Source organism: Baekduia sp. Peel2402, from assembly GCF_052567285.1.
Window position 1 is genome coordinate 4,433,043 of the sequence record NZ_CP199582.1, and the last position, 16,688, is coordinate 4,449,730.

Annotated in this window: 10 protein-coding genes; 7 read left to right on the top strand and 3 right to left on the bottom strand. The window is 71.0% G+C overall.

The genetic code is table 11. The annotated features are described in order from the left end of the window. Window positions 1-20: 20 nt before the first annotated feature. The 3 genes from ACT01A_RS21725 to ACT01A_RS21735 are packed head-to-tail and all read right to left on the bottom strand — an operon-like array spanning window position 21 to window position 3,890. The gene (locus ACT01A_RS21725; RefSeq protein ID WP_445149192.1) at window positions 21-1,289 is read right to left on the bottom strand and encodes a hypothetical protein; all 1,269 of its coding nucleotides are present in this window, start codon (window positions 1,287-1,289) and stop codon (window positions 21-23) included. A 1-nt stretch (window position 1,290) separates the two neighbouring features. After that, window positions 1,291-2,313, bottom strand: coding sequence for a glycosyltransferase family 2 protein (locus ACT01A_RS21730; protein WP_445149193.1), 1,023 nt, complete (start codon window positions 2,311-2,313; stop codon window positions 1,291-1,293). Continuing rightward, complete coding sequence (locus tag ACT01A_RS21735; RefSeq protein WP_445149194.1) at window positions 2,313-3,890, bottom strand: oligosaccharide flippase family protein; 1,578 nt, start codon at window positions 3,888-3,890, stop codon at window positions 2,313-2,315. Before ACT01A_RS21735 ends, ACT01A_RS21730 begins: the two co-directional genes overlap by 1 nt. Before the next feature lie 184 nt (window positions 3,891-4,074). Between ACT01A_RS21735 and ACT01A_RS21740 the strand changes: the two genes are divergently transcribed. The 7 genes from ACT01A_RS21740 to ACT01A_RS21770 are packed head-to-tail and all read left to right on the top strand — an operon-like array spanning window position 4,075 to window position 16,684. Continuing rightward, window positions 4,075-9,618, top strand: a complete 5,544-nt coding sequence (locus ACT01A_RS21740) for a DUF4082 domain-containing protein (protein ID WP_445149195.1) — start codon at window positions 4,075-4,077, stop codon at window positions 9,616-9,618. Between the two features lie 23 nt (window positions 9,619-9,641). After that, window positions 9,642-10,256 (top strand): hypothetical protein, encoded by a 615-nt coding sequence (locus ACT01A_RS21745; RefSeq protein WP_445149196.1) that lies wholly within the window; start codon window positions 9,642-9,644, stop codon window positions 10,254-10,256. A 16-nt stretch (window positions 10,257-10,272) separates the two neighbouring features. Beyond that, the gene (locus ACT01A_RS21750; RefSeq protein ID WP_445149197.1) at window positions 10,273-11,550 is read left to right on the top strand and encodes an MFS transporter; all 1,278 of its coding nucleotides are present in this window, start codon (window positions 10,273-10,275) and stop codon (window positions 11,548-11,550) included. Next, a complete protein-coding gene (locus ACT01A_RS21755; protein WP_445149198.1) occupies window positions 11,531-12,568 on the top strand; it encodes a TolB-like translocation protein in 1,038 nt (345 codons plus the stop codon). The genes ACT01A_RS21750 and ACT01A_RS21755 overlap by 20 nt, the downstream gene beginning before the upstream one ends. Before the next feature lie 45 nt (window positions 12,569-12,613). After that, window positions 12,614-14,545 carry an asparagine synthase (glutamine-hydrolyzing) gene (asnB, locus tag ACT01A_RS21760; RefSeq protein ID WP_445149199.1) on the top strand — a complete coding sequence of 644 codons (1,932 nt, stop codon included), beginning with the start codon at window positions 12,614-12,616 and terminating at the stop codon, window positions 14,543-14,545. A 37-nt stretch (window positions 14,546-14,582) separates the two neighbouring features. Then, a complete protein-coding gene (locus ACT01A_RS21765) occupies window positions 14,583-15,455 on the top strand; it encodes a glycosyltransferase family 2 protein (RefSeq protein ID WP_445149200.1) in 873 nt (290 codons plus the stop codon). Continuing rightward, window positions 15,452-16,684, top strand: a complete 1,233-nt coding sequence (locus ACT01A_RS21770; protein ID WP_445149201.1) for a nucleotide sugar dehydrogenase — start codon at window positions 15,452-15,454, stop codon at window positions 16,682-16,684. The genes ACT01A_RS21765 and ACT01A_RS21770 overlap by 4 nt, the downstream gene beginning before the upstream one ends. The last annotated feature ends 4 nt before the right edge of the window (window positions 16,685-16,688 follow it).

Sequence of the window (16,688 nt, forward strand, 5' to 3'; positions counted from 1 at the left end):
CTGCCCCGATCAGGGGATGCTCAGGAAGCTTGACCGACGGCGATGCGAGCGCGCTGGACGGCGTGATCGGACGCGCGTCGCAGGTAATACGTGCTGACCGAGCGCGCCAGGCGTGCCGACGACGGCCGGGCACCTGACCGCGCGCGCTCCGCGATTGCCTCGGCGAGCGGGGCGACGAGCGCTGGCCAGCGGTAGCTTTCGGCAAGTTCGAGGCCCGCGGCGCTCGCGCTCGCGCGCTCCTGCGGCCGCTCGATCAGCGCGATCACGGCGTCGGCCGCGGCGTCGACGTCGCCCGGCGCGACCAGGCGCGCGAAGCCCGACCGCCCGAAGCGGTCGGCGATCTCGTCGCCGTGGGCCAGCACGCACGGCAGCCCGGCCCAGAGGTAGTCCATGTACCGCGCGCGGGCGGCGAACGGGGCCTCGGGCGTGTCGGCGTGCAGCGTCAGCCCGACGTCGGCGTCAGCGAGGTACTCGTGGCGCCGGTCATACGGCGTCCACTCGTCGAGGAACAGCACGTTGGTGTCCAACAGACCCAGCTCGCGCGCGGTGTCGCGTGCGATCTCGGTGCGGTCGGAGAGGTCGAACTTCGCCTTGGGCGCTTTGCCCGCGCTGATGACCAGCCGCGCGTTCGGGATCCGCTCCACGACGCGGCCCATCGCGCGGACCGCGCTCTCAGCGTCAAACCACTTCCAGCACTTGCCCCACCACAGCACGATCGGGTCGTCTGCACCGATCTGCGGGAACGCGTCGCGGAGCGGATGGGCGCTCGAGGCCGGCGGCGCGTCCGGCAGCCCGAAGGGGACCGTGACGACCGCCGGGCGGCGGGCGCCGGTGAGCTTCAGCACCTCCAGCTCGTTCTCCAGCAGCCCGCGCTGGCTGGCGCCCGCGACGGCGACGACGTCGGAGAACCGCAGCTGCGCCTCGCGCGCGTCCTTCTGGGCGCGCAGGTAGCGGCGGATGCCGGGCTGCTCGGTGAAGACCGACAGCTCGAGCTCGACCGGGTCGTACTGGTCGGAGACCGCGATCGTCGACGTGCCGCGCAGCGCGGCGAAGAGGTAGGGCGGGATCGTCGGCGCGATCACCGCGTCGTGGCGGCGTGCCTCGCGGATCAGCGTCCCGCGCGAGAACTCGACCAGGCGCATGCCGTCGCGCTCGGCCGTCGGCGGGTCGTGCAGCGCGACCGTCACCTCGTGGTGCTCGGCGAACGCGTAGGCCAGCGCCCAGCCACGAATCTCCGGGCCGGTGACCTTCGCGCCACCGCCGCCCTGGATGACGACCAGGACGCGCATCTCAGGAGCCTCCGGCGACCGCGCGCTTGAGCGAGACGAGCGTCGGGCCCAGGCGGCGCCGCGGCCGATCCGGCAGCGCGACGATCAGCGCCCACGCGGCGACGCGGGGAACGCGCTTCTGGCGCAGCGACGCGCGGAACGCGACGCCCGCCTCGCGCGGCAGGTCGGCGGCCTCCAGCCGGCGGCCGAGGCGGAACAGGTCGGCGGCCAGCACCGACTTGACCAAGGCCTTGTCCTCGATCATTCGCGCGTGGCGGTGGTGGACGATGCAGCACGACCGGTAGCCCCACACCCAGTCGTTGGTGACGTTGTCCTCGTGGCGGCGGTAGCGGACCAGCGGGCGCGGGTCGTAGTGGAAGATCGCGCCGCGGTCCAGCGCGCGCAGCCAGTAGTCGTAGTCGTCGGCGGAGAAGCGCTCTTTGTAGACGCCGGGCGCCTCGGCGTCCCAGACGTCGCCGACGCCCAGACCGCGGAAGAACGCGTCCATCTCCTCGCGCGTTGTGTTCTCGACGAACGGCCCGAGCTCTTGGGCGAGCGTGCGCCGGAAGAGGATCGAGGACGCGCAAACGATGTTGTAGGGGAACAACCGCTCGGCCAGGGCCTTGGGGTCGAGCCGCCCGACGCCGGGCTCCTCGAACACGTCGTCCTCGGTACCGAAGATCCGCGCCGCGCCGATCGAGACGTCGACGTCGGGGTGCTCGGCGAGCGTGCCGAGCTGCCACTCGAGCTTCTCGGGCGTCCACAGGTCGTCGGCTCCGCACATCGCCAGGTAGTCGCCCTGGGCCGCCGCGAAGGCGGTGTTGAACGCGCCCGGGCAGCCGCGGTTCTCCTGGCGGATGACGCGGATCCGGTCGCCGAACCTCGCGAGCACTTCGGCCGTGCTGTCGGTCGAGCCGTCGTCGACGACGATGACCTCCAGCGGCGCGTGCGTCTGGGCGAGGATCGAGTCGATCGTCTCGGCGACGAAGCGCTCGCCGTTGTAGACGGCGACGAGCGCGCTGACGGTGGGGGTGAGCTGCGACATCACCCCACCAACGCTTCAGGGGTGGGCGCGCTTCCGGGCTCGTCGACCGGCTCGGGAGCCGGCGCGACCGGCGGGCGTCGCCGCAGCCGCGCCGGCAGCATCCGCGCGACCAGCGGCGCGTTCTCGTGCCAGATCGCCGGGAACAGGACGCGCACGGCCAGCAGGTAGGCCGGGACCGACGCGGCGCCGACGACCAGGATCACGAGGCCCGCGGGCAGGCCCGCGTCGTCGAGCCCCATCCGGACCGGGAACGCAACGGCCACGAGCGCCAGCGAGCCGACCAGCGCCGGGGCGACGTCGTCCCAGACGTGGCGCAGCGGCTTCTCCGGTCGGCCGTGCAGCAGCACGTAGTAGGCGACGACGAGGAAGACGACGTGGACGGCGGCGGCGGCGCTCGCCACCCACATGATCCCGTGCGAGGAGACCGCGAGCACGACCCCGGCGTAGACCGCGAAGTGCGCCCAGCCGTAGCCGAGCATCGCGCGGGCGCGGCCGGTGGCCATCAGCGTCGCGCCGACCGCGTCGATGACGAGTGTCGCGGCGCCCGCGATCGCCAGGATCTGCGTCGGCCCGACGGCCGCCGTCCACTCGTCGCCGAAGACGAACGGCACGACCGTCGGCGCCAGCGCGACCAGCCCGGCCAGCAGCGGGAAGACCAGCAGCGTCAGCAGCCGCACCATCCGCAGGCGTAGCGCGAGCATGTCCTCGACCGAGGCGGCGCGGGCGAGCACCGGAAACGCGACCTGGTAGACGATCACGCTGATCTTCTTCTGGTACTCGACCGCCAGCTGGAACGCGCGCCAGTAGATGCCGGCGCTGGCGGCGCCTAGGCGCGCGCCGACGATCGCGTAGTCGACGTTGCGGAAGCCCGCCCAGCTGATCGCGGCGATCGCGGCCGGGGTGCCGTAGGTGCTGAGCTCCTTGCCGGCGCCACGGCCCAGGCGCGGCAGCGGCGGCGGCGACGACAGCACCGCGACCAGGCAAGCAACGGCCGTCGCGGCGACCGTCCCGAGCACGAGCGCCTCGGCGTCGAGGTCGAACGCGACCGCCAGGCCGAGCTGCACGGCGGCGCCGGCCAGCGTCGAGGCGACCTGGAGCTGGCCCAGCCGCCGGAAGTCCAGCCGCCGCTGCAGCATCGCCTGCGGCACGGTCATCAGGCCCGCCAGCAGGAACGCCGGGGAGGCGATCTTCACCAGGTCGGCGGTCTGGTGGCCGAAGATCGGTTCGATCACGTACGGCGCGAGCACCAGCCAGGTCGCGACCACCAGCGTGCCCTGGATCAGCATCACGATCGCCATCGCGGCGCGCTGGTGGGAGATGTCGATCGACGGGCGCTGCACGAGCGCCTGGCCGAAGCCGCCGATCACGCCGACCGACAGCTCGGTCATGAAGATCACGATCGCGTAGCGGCCGAACGCGGCCGGCGGGATCAGATGCGCCAGGACGACGAGCGTGGCGAACAGGACGACCTCGGCCGCGATGCGGGCGAGCGTGATCCAGCGCGCTCCCGAGACGGCGGCCTGTTCTAGATCGCCGCGCGAACGCGCGTCGCCGCTGGAGGCATCGGGGGTCGTCACTACCGGAGCAACGCACCGGAAGCCGCTGCGCTTCCGCTCTCGCGCGTGCCTCGCGTGCGCGCCCGCGTGGAGACCCTTTTGGGGGTCCTCCGAAGTTCATCCCCGGTGAGTGAAGTTGCGTGCGAGTTGCCGGGGAGGCACCCCGTTGTTGGGATGTATGCCCGAATCTCGTCGTGCCCGCACCTTGCCGTCGCGTGTCGCCCTCATGGGCCTGCTCGTGGCCGCCGCGATCCTGTTCCTCGGCGCCGTCCCCGCCGCTTCTCTGGCCGCCTGCTCCAATGCGACGCAGTGCGAGAACCAGCTCACGGGGGCCGATCCGTCGACCTGGGAGATCGATGGCGCCGGCGATCCGACGCTTCAGGGGTTCGCCACGCAGATGAGCGTGAACAAGGGCGAGAACATCTCGTTCAAGATCAGCTCGGCGACGTCGGCCTACCACATCGACATCCTGCGGCTGGGCTACTACGGCGGGAAGGGCGCGCGCCTGATCCAGGGCGGCATCACGCCGACCAACACGGCGACGCAGCCAGCGTGCAACAAGTACTCCGACACGGGCCTGATCGACTGCGGCAACTGGTCGGTCTCGCGGACCTGGGCGGTGCCGAGCACGGCGGTCTCGGGCGTCTACATCGCGCACCTCGTGCCGAACGCGGGTGGCCAGGGCAGCCACATCACGTTCGTCGTGCGGGACGACGCGCGCAGCTCGGCGATCCTCCTGCAGACCTCCGACGCGACCTGGCAGGCGTACAACACCTACGGCGGCAACAGCCTCTACCAGTGCACGGTGTCCTGCCCGCCGGGCGACCCGGGCGGGTACAAGGCGGCCTACAAGGTCTCCTACAACCGGCCCAACCACGTCGCCGAGGACGACAACGGCCGCACCGCGCTCTTCACGGGCGGCGAGTGGCCGATGATCCGCTTCCTTGAGCGCAGCGGCTACGACGTCGGCTACACGACCGATGTCGACAGCGCGAGCCGGCCGGCGGCGATGCTCAACCACAAGATCTTCATCTCGTCGGGCCACGACGAGTACTGGTCGGCGTCCCAGCGGGCCAACGTCAAGGCCGCGCGCGACGCGGGCGTCAACCTCGCGTTCTTCACGGCCAACGAGTCGTTCTGGAAGACGCGCTGGGAGCCGAGCGCGGACGGCACCAACACCGCCAACCGCACGATCGTCTCCTACAAGGACACGCACTTCGACACGCCGCAGGACCCGGTCGAGTGGACCGGCACGTGGCGGGACCCGCGTTGGGCGACGGCCAACCCGGAGAACTCGCTCACGGGCCAGTCGTTCATCGTCAACTCGGGCACGACGGCGATCACGGTCCCGTACGCCTTCAAGAGCCTGCGCCAGTGGAGGAACACCGACGTGGCGAGCCTGTTCTCGTCTTCGCAGTCGGTGACGCTGGCTCCGCAGTCGCTGGGCTACGAGTGGGACGAGGATCCGGACAACGGCTTCCGCCCCTCGGGCATCGTCCACCTGTCCTCGACGACCGCCAACAACCTGGAGGTCTTCACCGACTACGGCACGACGACGAAGTTCGGCGGCACGGCGACGCACAACCTGACGCTGTACAAGGCCGCCTCCGGCGCCCGCGTCTTCGGCGCCGGCACGGTCCAGTTCTCCTGGGGCCTGGACAGCGCGAACTTCGCCGAGAACGACGAAGACCAGAACATGCAGCAGTTCGTGGTCAACCTCTTCGCGGACATGGGCAACACCCAGCCCGCGTCGCTGATCAGCGGCCTGCACACGCAGACCGCGACGACCGACACGGTCGCGCCGGTCGCGACGATCAGCTCGCCGCCCTCGTCGGTCACCGACGGGCAGGTCTACACGATCAACGGCACCGCCACGGACTCCGGTGGCGTGGTCGCGGGCATCGAGATCTCCACCGACGGCGGCAGCACCTGGCACCCGGCCACGGGCACGTCGACGTGGTCCTACAGCTGGCGCGCGCACGGCACGCCGTCGACGGTCCTCAAGGTCCGCGCGACCGACGACTCGGGCAACATCCAGACGCCCGGCGCGGGCTCGACCGTGACGGTCAACTGCCCGTGCTCGATCTGGGGCACGACGTTCGCGCCGCCGGCCGACACGATCGACTCCGGCGACCCCGACTCCGTCGAGGTGGGCGTCAAGTTCAAGTCCGACGTCTTCGGTCAGGTCACCGGCATCCGCTTCTACAAGGCGGCCGCCAACACCGGCACGCACATCGGCAACCTTTGGAACTCGTCCGGCCAGCGCCTCGCGCAGGTGACGTTCACGGGTGAGAGCGCCTCCGGCTGGCAGACCGCGACGTTCTCGTCGCCGGTCGTCATCAATCCGGGCGAGACCTACGTCGCGTCCTACTACGCGCCTAACGGCCACTACGCCAACACGCCGGAGTACAACTACAACAACCCGGCTGGCGGCACCAACGGCGGAGGCACGCTCGACGGCGGTCCGCTGCACGTGATCCGCAACGTCGGCACGACGGTCAACGGCGTCTTCGCCTACGGCACCTCGTCGAGCTTCCCGACCGGTTCCTACAAGGCCTCCAACTACTGGGTCGACGTCACGTTCGCGGCGCTGGCCGCGCCCGGCACGGTCACCGGCGTGAGCGCCGTGGCCGCCGGCAAGACCTCGGCCACCGTGTCCTGGAGCGCCCCGTCCACCGGCGGCACCCCGACCTCCTACAAGATCACCCCATACATCGGCGCGACCGCGCAGACGGTGACCACGATTACCGGCACGCCGCCGGCCACGAGCGCCACGATCACGGGCTTGACCCAGGGCACGACCTACACCTTCCGGGTGCAGGCCGTCAACCCCGCGGGCTCCGGCACGCAGTCCTCGGCGTCCAACGCCGTGACGCCCAACAGCGCCGTCGTGCCGTCCGCGCCGACGAGCGTCGTCGTGGCCCCGGCCACCGGCTCGGCCCGCGTCAGCTGGAACGTGCCCGCCTCCGACGGCGACAGCGCGATCACCGGCTACACGGTCATCCCGTACATCGGCGTGACCGCGCAGACCGCGGTCACGGCCGACGCCTCGGCGACGAGCAAGGTCGTGACCGGGCTGGCCAACGGCACCGCGTACACGTTCAGGGTCATCGCGACCAACGCCATCGGCAACAGCCCGGCGTCGGCGGCATCCGGGGCGGTCACGCCGCGGGCGACGATCTTCGACTTCCTGACGCCGGACCTCGTGGACTCGGGCGACACCCAGTCGATCGAGCTGGGCGTGAAGTTCAAGTCTGACTCTGCGGGCACGATCACCGGCGTTCGCTTCTACAAGGCCGCCGCCAACCAGGGTGTCCACACGGGCAGCCTGTGGTCCTCGACGGGCACGCGCCTGGCGCAGGCGACGTTCACCGGCGAGTCGGACTCCGGCTGGCAGACGGTGACGTTCTCCAGCCCGATCGCGGTGACGGCCGGCACGACCTACGTCGCGTCCTACTTCGCGCCCCAAGGCCGCTACTCGGCCACCAACGCGGGCCTCTCGAACGCGGTCGACAACGGCCTGCTGCACACGATCCCGAACGCGACCAGCCAGAACGGCGTCTACGCCTACAGCACGACCTCGGTGTTCCCGACGAGCAGCTACTCGGCCGGCAACTACCTGGTCGACGTGCTGTACGCGCCGAGCGCGCCCGGCCAGGTCACCGGCGTCGCCGGCGTCTCGGGCGGCGCGACCTCGGTCGACCTGACCTGGAGCGCCCCGTCCACCGGTGGCACGCCGTCGACCTACACGATCACCCCGTACATCGGGGCGACCGCGCAGGCGACGACGACGGTCACCGGCTCGCCGGCCGCGCCGACGAGCAAGACGGTGACCGGGCTGACGACCGGCCAGGCCTACACGTTCCGGGTCCAAGCCAGTAACGACGGCGGCACCGGCACGATCTCGGCGGCCTCCGCGGCGGTCACGCCGCAGGGCTCCACGATCCCCGGCGCGCCGACCGGCGTTGACGCCGATCCGGCCGACGGCGCCGCCCAGGTCAGCTGGACCGCGCCCGTCAACGGCGGCGGTTCCGCGATCAGCGGCTACACGATCACGCCGTACATCGGGGCCGCCGCGCAGACGGCGACCACGGTCAGCGGGACCACGACCAGCAAGGTGATCACGGGCCTGACCAACGGGACCGCGTACACGTTCAAGGTCGTCGCGACCAACTCGTTCGGCAACGGCGCGGCCTCGACGGCCTCGGCGGCGGCCACGCCCGACCAGACGATCTTCGACTTCGACGTGCCCGGCACGGTCGACGGCGGCGATTCCAACGCGGTCGAGCTGGGCGTCAAGTTCACGACGAGCTTTGCGGGTGTCGCGACCGGCGTGCGCTTCTACAAGGCTCCGACGAACACCGGCACGCACATCGGCAGCCTGTGGACCACGGGCGGCACGCGCCTGGCGCAGGTGACGTTCTCGGGTGAGAGTGCCTCGGGCTGGCAGCACGCGACGTTCTCCTCGCCCGTGACGCTGACGCCGGGCACGACCTACATCGTCAGCTACTACGCGCCGAGCGGCCACTACTCGGTCGGCAGCTCCTTCAGCACCGCCGTCACCAACGGCGCGCTGCAGGCGCTGTCCAACGCGACGAGCCAGAACGGCGTGTTCGCGTACGGCCCGGCGAGCTCGTACCCGGCGAGCAGCTTCGGCGCCAGCAACTACGGCGTCGACGTGCTCTTCGAGGCGGCCTCGCCGCCCGGCACGGTCACCGGCGTGAGCGCCACCGCGGGCGCCGCGGCGGCGACGGTCTCGTGGTCAGCCCCGTCCTCGGGCGGCCCGGTCGAGAGCTACGAGATCACGCCGTTCATCGGCACCACGGCGCAGCCGGCGACGACGGTCAACGCTCCTACGACGACCAAGCTCGTCACGGGCCTGACCGCCGGCACGGCGTACACGTTCAAGGTGCGCGCGGTCAGCCAGGCCGGTAGCGGCCCGCAGTCTGCGGCGTCCAACGCGGTCACGCCGCTGGTGTCGGGCGCCCCGGGCGCGCCGACGGGCGTGACGGCCGAGGCCGACTCGCTGGCGGCGATCGTGCGCTGGACGGCGCCGTCAGCTGACGGCGGCAGCGCGATCACGGGCTACATCGTGACGCCGTACGACGGCGCGACGGCGGGCACGCCGGTCAACGTCAACACGCCGACGACGAAGGCGGCCGTGACCGGCCTGACCAACGGGACGGCGTACACGTTCCGGGTCCAGGCGGTCAACGCCAACGGCGTCGGCTCGCTCTCGGGCGCGTCGAGCGCGGCCACGCCGAAGGCGTCGATCTTCGGCCAGGTCACCCCGCCGACGCCCGACGCGGGCGACACCGGCTCGGTCGTCCTGGGCCTGAAGTGGAAGTCCGACGTCGACGGCCAGGTCTCGGGCATCCGCTTCTTCAAGGCGGCGGCGAACACCGGCACGCACGTCGGCGCGCTGTACTCGGCGGCCGGCGACCTACTCGCCCAGGTCACGTTCTCGGACGAGCTCGGAAGCGGATGGCAGACCGCAACGTTCTCTTCCCCGGTGAACGTCCTGGCCAACACGACCTACGTGGTCTCCTACCTGGCGCCCAATGGGCATTACCCGGTGGATCCGGGGGCGTTCTCCAATGCGTTCGACAACTCGCCGCTGCATGCGATTGACGATCACGTGAGCCAGAACGGCGTGTTCACCTATCACTCGGCGATCACGTTCCCGTTCAGCAGCTACAACGCCACCAACTACTTCGTCGACGTGCTCTTCACGCCCACGGGCGCCTGAGCCATCGCCGACACGGGAGCACCGTGCGCCGTCTGCCCATCCTGATCGCCCTTCTCGCCGCAAGCGTCCTGTTGGCCGCCTGCGGCGGGGAGGACAAGAAGTCCGCCCCGCCCAAGGGGAGCCCCGAGAACCCGGTCGTCGCCACGGCGACGCCGGAAGGCTCCTCGGACAAGAAGGCCACCCGCCTGAACGAGGCGGGCAAGCCGGAGGATGCGACCGCGGCCGCCAAGGCGGCCGAGCCGGGCTACAGCAAGCTGCTGGCGCGTCAGTCGGCCAAGCCGAAGAAGCGCTTCAGCCCGTGCAACCTGGTGTCCAAGGCGCAGGCCAAGGCGATCACCGGCCGCGCCATCGAGGACGTGGTCGAGGCGCCGCAGGGCCCGACGTGCATCTACCGCGGCAAGCAGGACCAGGCCGGGTACGTGACGCTCGCCGTCCAGACCGGGACGTTCGCCGCGATGAAGAAGGCGCTGCGTCAGCGCGAGGCGGTCGACGTCGGCGCCAAGGCCGCCTATTGCGGCACGAGTGGCCGGCCGGTGCTGTTCGCGCAGGTCGACAAGCACCGCGTGCTGAGCGTCTCGGCGCCGTGCGCGATCGCCAAGCGCTTCGCCAAGACGGCCATCGCGCACCTCGACGACTGAGTCCGGAACCACCGTCATGTACTCCGTCTCTGACTCCACCGCGATTCTCCGCGCCCACAAGCGCCTGCTCAGCCGCGGCGGCGCCGCCGTCTCCCAGCCGCGCGTCCCGCGCACGGTCATCCTGCTGGGCTTCACGAGCCTGATCACCGACATCTCGGCCGAGATGGTCGTGACGGTGCTGCCGCTGTACCTGATCTACGTCGGCGGCTTCTCGCCGCTGGCCTTCGGCGTCATCGACGGCATCTACAACGGCGCCGCCGCCTTGATGGGCCTGGCGGGCGGCTTCCTCGGCGACCGCTTCAAGCGCCACAAGGAGGTCGCGGCCACCGGTTACGGCATCTCGGCGGTCTGCAAGCTGCTGCTCGTCGTCGGCGGGACCGCGGTCTCGGCGATCGGCGCGATCGTGCTCGCCGACCGCGCCGGCAAGGGCATCCGCACCGCGCCGCGCGACGCGATGATCTCGCTGTCGACGCCCAAGGACCAGCTCGGCATGGCGTTTGGCGTGCACCGCGCGATGGACACCACCGGCGCGCTGATCGGCCCGCTGCTGGCCTTCGCGCTGCTGGCCGCCGCGCCGTTCGCGTTTCACTCGATCTTCCTGGTGAGCTTCTGCCTGGCGGCCATCGGCGTTGCGGTCATCGTGCTGTTCGTCCGCCCGCAGGACCGCGCTGACGACCACGGCACGCCGGCTGAGCCCGCCTCGCTGAAGGCCGCGTTCGCGTTGGTCAAGGTGGCGCGCTACCGCGCGCTGCTGATCGCCGCCGGCGCCCTCGGCCTGGCCACCGCCAGCGACGCCTTCATCTTCCTCGGGCTGCAGGACAAGCTCGACCTGGGCAACTCGATGTTCCCGCTGCTGTTCGTCGGCAACTCGTTGACCTACATGGTGCTGGCCGTCCCGATGGGCCGTCTGGCCGATCGCGTCGGCCGCGGCCGCGTGATGGTCGCCGGCTACGCGTTGCTGCTCGGCGTCTACGCCGCGCTGCTGGCGCCGCTGGGCGGCTGGGTCCTGCTGACCGTCGTGCTCGGCCTGCTCGGCACCTACTACGCGGCGACCGACGGCGTGCTGATGGCGCTGGGCTCGAGCATCGTGCCCGACGAGGTGCGCGGCAGCGGCCTGGCGCTGGTCGGTACCGTGACGAACATCGCTCGCCTGATCGCCTCCGTGCTGTTCGGCTCGCTCTGGGCCCTCCTCGGGTTCCAGGCGGCGATCGCCTGCTTCGCCGGCGGGCTGGTCGTGGCGGCCCTCGTGGCCGTGGTCGTGCTCTTCCGCAGCCGTGTCCCCGCCCTCATCTGACCGTCGCCGCGTCGCGATCTTCGGCGCGATCGTCGCGGTGTGCGCGATCGTGGCGGTCGTCGCGGTGCTCGTCGGCGCTGGCGGCGATGACGGCGGCAAGGCCTCAGCGAACGCGACCACGGCGCTGACGGCGGCCAAGGCCGACGGCAAGCGGACGGTGCTCTACCGCGATCTGGCCAGCCACGGGCGCGTCGAGATCGCGCCGGCCGGCGCGACGGCCGCCGGGACCGAGACGACCTCCGGCATGCGCTGCGACCGCGTCTACTTCGCGGCCGGGCGCGGGATCTGCGTGACGCGCGGGTCCGGCTTCGCGGCCGGCTACCGCGCGAAGGTCTTCGACAGCGCGCTGAAGGTGACGGCCGACCTGCCGGTCGAGGGCATCCCAAGCCGCGCGCGCGTCTCACCCGACGGGCGCTACGGGGCGACGACGTTGTTCGTCTCCGGCCACGCCTACGCAGAGGCCGGGACGTTCTCGACCGCCACGACGATCTTCGACCTCCAGAAGGGCACGGAGATCGCCGACCTGGAGAAGTTCACGACCTACGCGGCCGATGGCAAGGTCGTGACCGCGGAGGACGTCAACTACTGGGGCGTGACGTTCGACCCCGCCGACAGCAACACGTTCTACGCGACGCTGGCCACCGGCGGCAAGACGTTCCTGATCCGCGGCTCGGTCTCCGAGCGGCGCGCGCGGGTCCTCAAGGAGAACGTCGAGTGCCCGTCGATCTCGCCCGACGGCACGCGCATCGCCTACAAGAAGCGCACGGGCTCAAAGAGCAAGCCGTGGCATCTGACCGTGCTGGACGTCGCGACGCTGCGTGAGACGCCGCTGGCCGAGCCGCGCTCGGTCGACGACCAGGTCGAGTGGCTCGACGACCAGCACGTGCTCTACGGCGTCAGCGACGCGATCTACATGGCCAACGCCGACGGCAGCGGCACGCCGGTCAAGTACGCGGCGGGCGCCGACTCACCGGCCGTGGTCCGCTGGGCGCCCGAGTCCGCCGCCGTCCGCCAGTAGCGCCGCCGCGCGAGAAACCCGGCCGTCGGGCCGTTGGTCTGGCAGATGTGCGGCATCGTCGGACAGCTGCGGCCCGCGGGCCTACCGGTTCAAGCGGACCTGATCGAGCGCATGTGCGCCGGTCTGGAGCACCGTGGGCCGGACTCGCGCGGCATCCACCGCGACGCCCGCGTGGGGCTGGGGATCCAGCGCTTGCGCGTGATCGACCTCGGGACCGGCGACCAGCCGATCTACAACGAGGACCGGTCGATCGTCGTCGTCATGAACGGCGAGATCTACAACTACCGCGAGCTGCGCGAGGACCTGATGTCCCGCGGCCACACGCTGGCCACCAAGGGCGACACCGAGGTCATCGTCCACCTCTACGAGGAGCACGGCGCCGACTGCGTCAAGCACCTCAAGGGCATGTTCGCGTTCGCGCTGTGGGACATGAAGCGCCAACAGCTGCTGCTGGCCCGCGACCGCATCGGCAAGAAGCCGCTGCTCTACGCCCGGCGTCCCGACGGCACGATCTCGTGGGCGTCGGAGATGCAGGCGCTGCTGGCCGACACCGAGATCCGCCGCGAGGTCGACCCGGTCGCGATCGACCGCTTCCTCGCGCTGGGCTACGTGCCGACGCCGATGAGCGCGATCCGCGGCGTGCGCAAGCTGCCGCCGGCGCACACCATGCTCGTGCGCGAGGGCGCCGAGCCCGAGCTCAAGTGCTACTGGTCGCTGGACTACTCGACCAAGCTCGACGCCTCCGTGCCCGAGTTGGTGGAGATGGTGCGCGAGGGCCTGCGCGCCGCGACCCGCCGCCGGATGGTCTCCGATGTGCCGCTCGGCGCGTTCCTGTCGGGCGGGATCGACTCCTCGGCGGTCGTCGCCGCGATGGCTGAGGCGTCGTCGGAACCGGTCCGGACGTTCTCGATCGGCTTCGACCACGAGCACTTCGACGAGCTGCCGCACGCGCGGCGGATCGCCCAGCAGTTCGGCACGGTCCACGAGGAGTTCCAGGTCCGCGCCGACGCGGTCTCGGTCCTGCCGACGCTGGCGCGCCACTACGGCGAGCCGTTCGCCGACGCCTCGGCGATCCCGAGCTTCTACCTGGCCGAGATGGCCGGCCGCCACGTGACGGTCGCGCTCAACGGCGACGGCGGCGACGAGTCCTTCGGCGGCTACACGCGCTACGTCGCCAACGCGCTGGCGTCGCGGCTGGACCGGATCCCGGCGCCGCTGCGCCACATGGTCGCCGCGGTCGGCGCGCGTGTGCCCGAGGGCGGCGCGGTCGGCTCGCCGCGCAACCGCTTCCGGCGGCTGGCGGGATCGCTGGCCTTGGATGGGCCGACCCGTTACGCCCGCTACCAGTCCTGGATCGACACCGCCCAGCGCGACGCCTTGTACGCGTCGGGGTTCGCCTCGGTGCTCGCCGAGTCCGAGATCCCGGACCCGATCGGCGACGCCTGGCGTGCCGCCTCGGGGTCGGCGGCGGTCGACAAGATGCTCGAGGTCGACGTACGCACCTACCTGCTGGACGACCTCATCGCCAAGGTCGACATCGCGACCATGGCCCATGCCTTGGAGGCGCGGTCGCCGTTGTTGGACCCCGAGCTGATGCAGCTCGGCGCGTCGATCCCCGCGCACTACAAGGTTCGCGGGCAGGAGAAGAAGTGGATCCTGCGCGAGGCGCTGCGCGGCTGGCTGCCCGACGATCTCCTGGACCGTCCCAAGCAGGGGTTCTCGGTGCCGTTGAGCGACTGGTTGCGCGGCGACCTGCGCGACTACGCGCACGAGGTCCTGCTCGACCGCGAGACGCTCGACCGCGGCTACTTCGACCGCGCCGAGGTCACCGGCCTGCTGGACCGGCACGCCGCCGGGACCGACGGCGAGGCCAAGCGGATCTGGGCCCTATTGACCCTCGAGCTGTGGCACCGCGAGATCGTGGACGCCCCGGCGATCGAACCGCCCGCGGAAGCGCTGAGCGCGCCCGCGCGTTGATCTGGCAGTGGAACCGCGGATTCTGATCATCTCGCCCGTGCGCAACGAGGCTGCGCACATCGAGCTCGTGGTGCGGTCGGTGGCCGCTCAGGAGCTGACGCCGGCGCGCTGGATCGTCGTCGACGACGCGTCGACCGACGACACGCTGGCGATCCTGCAGCGCCTCGAAACCGAGGTGCCGTTCCTGACCGTCGCTCAGGCGCCGCCGGCGCCCACGGGCGGCTCGTCGCGCGACCGCCTTGCGCGGGCCGCCGCGCCGCGCACGTTCAACGCGGGGCTGGCGCTGGCCGGCGAGTTGTCGCAGTACACGCACGTGATGAAGCTCGATGGCGACATCGAGCTCAAGCCCGACTACTTCAAGATTATGGCCGACCGCTTCGCCGCGGACCCATCCCTGGGTCTGGCCGGCGGCGTGCTCGACGAGCCGCTGCCGGGCGGCGGGATGCGCCGGATCAAGATCGCCCGCAACCACGTCCACGGCGCTTTGAAGTTGTACACCTTGCCGTGCTTCGAGGCCATCGGCGGCGTGCAGGAGATGCTGGGCTGGGACACGATCGACGAGACCTACGCGCGTATGCGCGGGTTCGGGACGGTCAGCTACACCGACGTGGTGAGCATCCACCACCGGCCGCTCGGCAGCGCCGACGGCACGGTCCGCGGTCACGCGCGCCACGGCACCTGCGCCTACATCGCGCACCACCCGCTGTCGTGGGTGATGCTGCGCGCGCTGCGCGTCGGCACCCGCCGGCCGCAGGTGATTTCGGGCTTCGCGTTCGTCTACGGGTACGTGCGGGCTGCCGCCCAGCATGTCGATCGGGTCCCGGACCCGGAGTACCGCCGCTTCACGCGGCGTGAGATGCGCCGCCGGATGGTGGGCGCGGTCATTCCGAACCACGAGGGAGCGAGATGAGTATCGGGATCGTCGGCCTGGGGTACGTCGGGCTGCCGCTGGCGATGGAGTTCGCCGAGGCGGGCATGGACGTCATCGGCGTCGACCTGGACGCCGCGAAGGTCGCTGGCCTGCGTGAGGGCCGGTCGCACATCGAGGACGTCTCCGATGAGCGCCTGCAGGGCGTGCTCGAGCGCTGCCACTTCGGGACGCGCTTCGTCGAGCTGCACGAGGCCGAGGCGATCCTGATCTGCGTCCCGACGCCGCTGAACGACAACCGCGAGCCGGAGCTCGGGCCGCTGCTTGGCGCTGGCCGCGCGCTGGCGCAGGTCGTGCGTGAGGGCCAGACGATTGTCCTGGAGTCCACGACGTTCCCGGGCACGACGCGCGACTACATGGTGCCGCTGCTGGAGGAGTCCGGCCTGCGCGCCGGGACCGACTTCGCGCTGGCGTTCTCGCCCGAGCGCGTCGATCCGGGCCGCTTGGACTACAACATCCGCACGACCCCGAAGATCGTCGGCGGCCTGACGCAGGACTGCACGACGCGGGCCAGCGAGATCTACGCGCGCGTCTGCGAGCAGATCGTGCCGGTCACCTCGCCCGAGGTCGCCGAGATGTCCAAGCTGCTGGAGAACATCTTCCGCTCGGTGAACATTGCGCTCGTCAACGAGCTGTCGATCCTCGCCGATCGCATGAACCTGGACATCTGGGAAGTCGTCGACGCGGCCTCGACCAAGCCCTTCGGGTTCATGCGCTTTGAGCCGGGCCCGGGCATGGGCGGGCACTGCCTGCCGGTCGACCCGTTCTACCTGACCTGGCGCGCGCGGGAGTTTGACTTCGCCACCGAGTTCATCGAGCTCGCCGGCAAGGTCAACACCAACATGCCGTACTTCTGCATGGAGAAGGTCGAGCACGCGCTCAACGAGGACCGCAAGGCCGTCAACGGCGCCAAGGTGGTGGTGTTGGGCGTCTCCTACAAGAAGGGCGTGGGGGACATCCGCGAGTCGCCGGCGCTGAAGCTGATCGAGCTGCTGACCAAGCGCGGCGCCGACGTGCGCTACCACGACCCCTACGTGCCGGAGCTGGCCTCCTACGGTCTGAAGAACATGGACTTGGGCGAGGCGCTGGACGGCGCGGACGTCGCGGTGATCGTCACCGCGCATCCGGGCGTCGACCACGAGGCGATCGCCCGCTCGGTGCGCACGGTGGACTTCCGCGGCGTAACGCGCGGGGTCACCGCGCCGGTCTAGGCGG

Bases quoted from the DNA above. Each gene is read 5' to 3' on its own strand.
- ACT01A_RS21770 (WP_445149201.1), top strand. From the start codon at position 15,452: ATGAGTATCGGGATCGTCGGCCTGGGGTACGTCGGGCTGCCGCTGGCG.
- ACT01A_RS21725 (WP_445149192.1), bottom strand. From the start codon at position 1,289: ATGCGCGTCCTGGTCGTCATCCAGGGCGGCGGTGGCGCGAAGGTCACC.
- ACT01A_RS21750 (WP_445149197.1), top strand. From the start codon at position 10,273: ATGTACTCCGTCTCTGACTCCACCGCGATTCTCCGCGCCCACAAGCGC.
- ACT01A_RS21730 (WP_445149193.1), bottom strand. From the start codon at position 2,313: ATGTCGCAGCTCACCCCCACCGTCAGCGCGCTCGTCGCCGTCTACAAC.
- asnB (WP_445149199.1), top strand. From the start codon at position 12,614: ATGTGCGGCATCGTCGGACAGCTGCGGCCCGCGGGCCTACCGGTTCAA.